The organism is Vibrio eleionomae (assembly GCF_009874545.1).
In the GTDB taxonomy this organism is placed as follows: domain Bacteria; phylum Pseudomonadota; class Gammaproteobacteria; order Enterobacterales; family Vibrionaceae; genus Vibrio; species Vibrio nitrifigilis.
In genome coordinates, this window is the sequence record NZ_WEKT01000104.1 from 1 (window position 1) to 4,494 (window position 4,494).

Below are 4,494 nucleotides of genomic sequence, written 5' to 3' on the forward strand. Positions count from 1 at the left end.
AATAGCCAATAGGTGTTTTGAATGTTACGACGATATTGTCGACAAGTTGTGTAGTGCTTGGAATCGTTTTTGTGCAGACAAAAGCAGAGTCATGTCGCTCTGCTTTAGAGATTGGACCATATTGACCAGTTAATTAGTGAGATTGGTATAAAAGTACCGAAGAACCAATGCTTTTTATCGAGCCTAATGCTCTATACATACGATTAGGCATAGAAAATCCATAGCCATTTTTCTAGATTGGGGAAAATCAGATAAAGATAAGAAGTTCGGAAAGGTAGAAAGCAAAAAACCCAGCCATTAGGCTGGGTTTCTTTAAATTAAAGCCTGGCGATGACCTACTCTCACATGGGGAAGCCCCACACTACCATCGGCGCGATTTCGTTTCACTTCTGAGTTCGGCATGGGATCAGGTGGGTCCAAAATGCTATGGTCGCCAAGCAAATTCTTTTTGTTACCGCTATCGCAGCAACAATTAATTCAGAAAGCTGTCGTTCTCTACACAATCAAGTGTGTCTCTATATCGAGTCCGATACAAAACCTTTTTGGTGTTGTATGGTTAAGTCTCACGGGCCATTAGTACAGGTTAGCTCAACGCCTCACAACGCTTACACACCCTGCCTATCAACGTTCTAGTCTCGAACAACCCTTTAGGACGCTTANAGCGCCAGGGAAGACTCATCTCAGGGCTCGCTTCCCGCTTAGATGCTTTCAGCGGTTATCGATTCCGAACTTAGCTACCGGGCAATGCGTCTGGCGACACAACCCGAACACCAGAGGTTCGTCCACTCCGGTCCTCTCGTACTAGGAGCGCCAAACACCGCCGTCGATATGAACTCTTGGGCGGTATCAGCCTGTTATCCCCGGAGTACCTTTTATCCGTTGAGCGATGGCCCTTCCATTCAGAACCACCGGATCACTATGACCTGCTTTCGCACCTGCTCGAATTGTCATTCTCGCAGTCAAGCGGGCTTATGCCATTGCACTAACCTCACGATGTCCAACCGTGATTAGCCCACCTTCGTGCTCCTCCGTTACTCTTTGGGAGGAGACCGCCCCAGTCAAACTACCCACCAGGCACTGTCCTCACCCCAGATTATGGGGCCAAGTTAGAACATCAAACATACAAGGGTGGTATTTCAAGGTCGGCTCCACAATCACTAGCGTGACTGNTTCATAGCCTCCCACCTATCCTACACATGTAGGCTCAATGTTCAGTGCCAAGCTGTAGTAAAGGTTCACGGGGTCTTTCCGTCTAGCCGCGGGTACACTGCATCTTCACAGCGATTTCAATTTCACTGAGTCTCGGGTGGAGACAGCGTGGCCATCATTACGCCATTCGTGCAGGTCGGAACTTACCCGACAAGGAATTTCGCTACCTTAGGACCGTTATAGTTACGGCCGCCGTTTACCGGGGCTTCGATCAACCGCTTCGAGTTACCTCTAACAGCATCAATTAACCTTCCGGCACCGGGCAGGCGTCACACCGTATACGTCATCTTACGATTTTGCACAGTGCTGTGTTTTTAATAAACAGTTGCAGCCACCTGGTATCTGCGACTCTCAATAGCTCCAAGAGTAANTCTCTTCACCGTCAAGAGCGTACCTTCTCCCGAAGTTACGGTACCATTTTGCCTAGTTCCTTCACCCGAGTTCTCTCAAGCGCCTTGGTATTCTCTACCCGACCACCTGTGTCGGTTTGGGGTACGATTCCTTACAATCTGAAGCTTAGAGGCTTTTCCTGGAAGCATGGCATCAATGACTTCANCACCTTAGTNACTCGACATCGTGTCTCGGCCTTAGAGGAAACCGGATTTACCTAATTTCCAAGCCTACGCACTTGAACCTGGACGACCGTCGCCAGGCCCACCTAGCCTTCTCCGTCCCCCCATCGCAATTGTAAGAAGTACGGGAATATTAACCCGTTTCCCATCGACTACGCTTTTCAGCCTCGCCTTAGGGGTCGACTTACCCTGCCCCGATTAACGTTGGACAGGAACCCTTGGTCTTCCGGCGTGGAGGTTTTTCACCCCCATTATCGTTACTCATGTCAGCATTCGCACTTCTGATACCTCCAGCAGACTTTACAATCCACCTTCAACGGCTTACAGAACGCTCCCCTACCCAATACTCTAAAAGAGCATTGCCGCAGCTTCGGTTTACAACTTAGCCCCGTTACATCTTCCGCGCAGGCCGACTCGACTAGTGAGCTATTACGCTTTCTTTAAATGATGGCTGCTTCTAAGCCAACATCCTAGCTGTCTAAGCCTTCCCACATCGTTTCCCACTTAGCTGTAATTTGGGACCTTAGCTGGCGGTCTGGGTTGTTTCCCTCTCCACGACGGACGTTAGCACCCGCCGTGTGTCTCCCGGATAGTACTTACTGGTATTCGGAGTTTGCAAAGGGTTGGTAAGTCGGGATGACCCCCTAGCCTTAACAGTGCTCTACCCCCAGTAGTATTCGTCCGAGGCGCTACCTAAATAGCTTTCGGGGAGAACCAGCTATCTCCGAGTTTGATTGGCCTTTCACCCCTAGCCACAGGTCATCCGCTAATTTTTCAACATTAGTCGGTTCGGTCCTCCAGTTGATGTTACTCAACCTTCAACCTGCCCATGGCTAGATCACTCGGTTTCGGGTCTATATCCAGAGACTGNGCGCCCAGTTAAGACTCGCTTTCGCTACGGCTCCCCTAAACGGTTAACCTTGCCACTGAATATAAGTCGCTGACCCATTATACAAAAGGTACGCAGTCACCCCATAAAGAGGCTCCTACTGCTTGTACGTACACGGTTTCAGGTTCTATTTCACTCCCCTCACAGGGGTTCTTTTCGCCTTTCCCTCACGGTACTGGTTCACTATCGGTCAGTCAGGAGTATTTAGCCTTGGAGGATGGTCCCCCCATATTCAGACAGGATATCACGTGTCCCGCCTTACTCGATTTCACCANAAATACGTTAACGGTTACGGGGCTATCACCCGGTATCGCGTGCCTTTCCAGACACTTCACCTGACGCATAAATGNCTTAAGGGCTAATCCGGTTTCGCTCGCCGCTACTACCAGAATCTCGGTTGATTTCTTTTCCTCGGGGTACTTAGATGTTTCAGTTCTCCCGGTTCGCCTCTTTAACCTATGTATTCAGTTAAAGATAACTGCTTATGCAGTTGGGTTTCCCCATTCGGACATCGTAGACTCAAGTGGCTCTTACTGCCTCATCTACGCTTATCGCAAGTTAGTACGTCCTTCATCGCCTCTGACTGCCAAGGCATCCACCGTGTACGCTTAGTCACTTAACCATACAACCCAAAAAAGTTTTGAGTTGAACTCAAGTGGCTCTTACTGCCTCATCTACGCTTATCGCAAGTTAGTACGTCCTTCATCGCCTCTGACTGCCAAGGCATCCACCGTGTACGCTTAGTCACTTAACCATACAACCCAAAAAAGTTTTGAGTTGAACTATTTGTCTCCACTTTGAAAAAGTGAAATCAAAGGTTAGTCACCAAGGTTGTCTGCATTTTTATACATGTTGCAGACTCGATATTGCCGGACTCAATTTTGAATACTTACTTAAAAAGTAAGCTTCCCAAGAACACTTGAATGTGTGTTGGTTATTTTCATAAAGAAAATAATTGAGAACTTTTACAANTCGCCTCTGACTGCCAAGGCATCCACCGTGTACGCTTAGTCACTTAACCATACAACCCAAAAAAGTTTTGAGTTGATGAACAANTCACCAAGGTTGTCTGCATTTTTATACATGTTGCAGACTCGATATTGCCGGACTCAATTTTGAATACTTACTTAAAAAGTAAGCTTCCCAAGAACACTTGAATGTGTGTTGGTTATTTTCATAAAGAAAATAATTGAGAACTTTTACAAACATTCTAAAAGAATGTTTTGTCAGCTTTCCAAATTATTAAAGAGCAAAAGTACATTNTCAGCACTTTCTAAAGATTTTCAGCGTCACTAATTCCAACCACATACGTGTTACTGAAGTGGTTTGGAATCCGTTTCCAAAAATATTTAGAGAGTGGTGGGCGATACCGGGTTCGAACCAGTGACCCCCTGCTTGTAAGGCAGGTGCTCTCCCAACTGAGCTAATCGCCCACATTATTTGATTTCCTGTGGAAGGAAATGGTGGGTCGTACAGGATTCGAACCTGTGACCAATTGATTAAAAGTCAACTGCTCTACCAACTGAGCTAACGACCCATGGTATCCCGTAGGGGAGTCGAACCCCTGTTACCGCCGTGAAAGGGCGGTGTCCTAGGCCTCTAGACGAACGGGACACTAAGATACTCTTTGCTTTCTAAACCGTATCAATCTGTGTGAACACTCATCGCAATAATCTTATCGTTAAGGAGGTGATCCAGCGCCAGGTTCCCCTAGCGCTACCTTGTTACGACTTCACCCCAGTCATGAACCACAAAGTGGCAAGCGTCCCCCCGAAGGTTAAACTACCTGCTTCTTTTGCAGCCCACTCCCATGGTGTGACGGGC

3 tRNA genes, 3 rRNA genes and 1 pseudogene are annotated in these 4,494 nt (G+C 47.5%); 1 reads left to right on the top strand and 6 read right to left on the bottom strand.

Features of this window, described 5'->3' with window-relative positions:
• Nucleotides 1–133 (top strand): annotated as a pseudogene (locus tag F9817_RS24210) (IS630 family transposase); the annotation flags it as partial.
• A 189-nt stretch (nucleotides 134–322) separates the two neighbouring features.
• Here F9817_RS24210 and rrf read toward each other — a convergent pair.
• The 6 genes from rrf to F9817_RS23445 all read right to left on the bottom strand — a co-directional run.
• Nucleotides 323–438, bottom strand: a 5S ribosomal RNA gene (rrf, locus tag F9817_RS23420).
• A 114-nt stretch (nucleotides 439–552) separates the two neighbouring features.
• Nucleotides 553–3,292: ribosomal RNA gene (locus F9817_RS23425) — 23S ribosomal RNA — on the bottom strand.
• A 735-nt stretch (nucleotides 3,293–4,027) separates the two neighbouring features.
• Nucleotides 4,028–4,103 (bottom strand) — tRNA-Val (locus tag F9817_RS23430).
• 28 nt (nucleotides 4,104–4,131) lie between these two features.
• A tRNA-Lys gene (locus F9817_RS23435) sits at nucleotides 4,132–4,207 on the bottom strand.
• 1 nt (nucleotide 4,208) lies between these two features.
• A tRNA-Glu gene (locus F9817_RS23440) sits at nucleotides 4,209–4,284 on the bottom strand.
• Between the two features lie 68 nt (nucleotides 4,285–4,352).
• Nucleotides 4,353–4,494: ribosomal RNA gene (locus F9817_RS23445) — 16S ribosomal RNA — on the bottom strand; the annotation flags it as partial.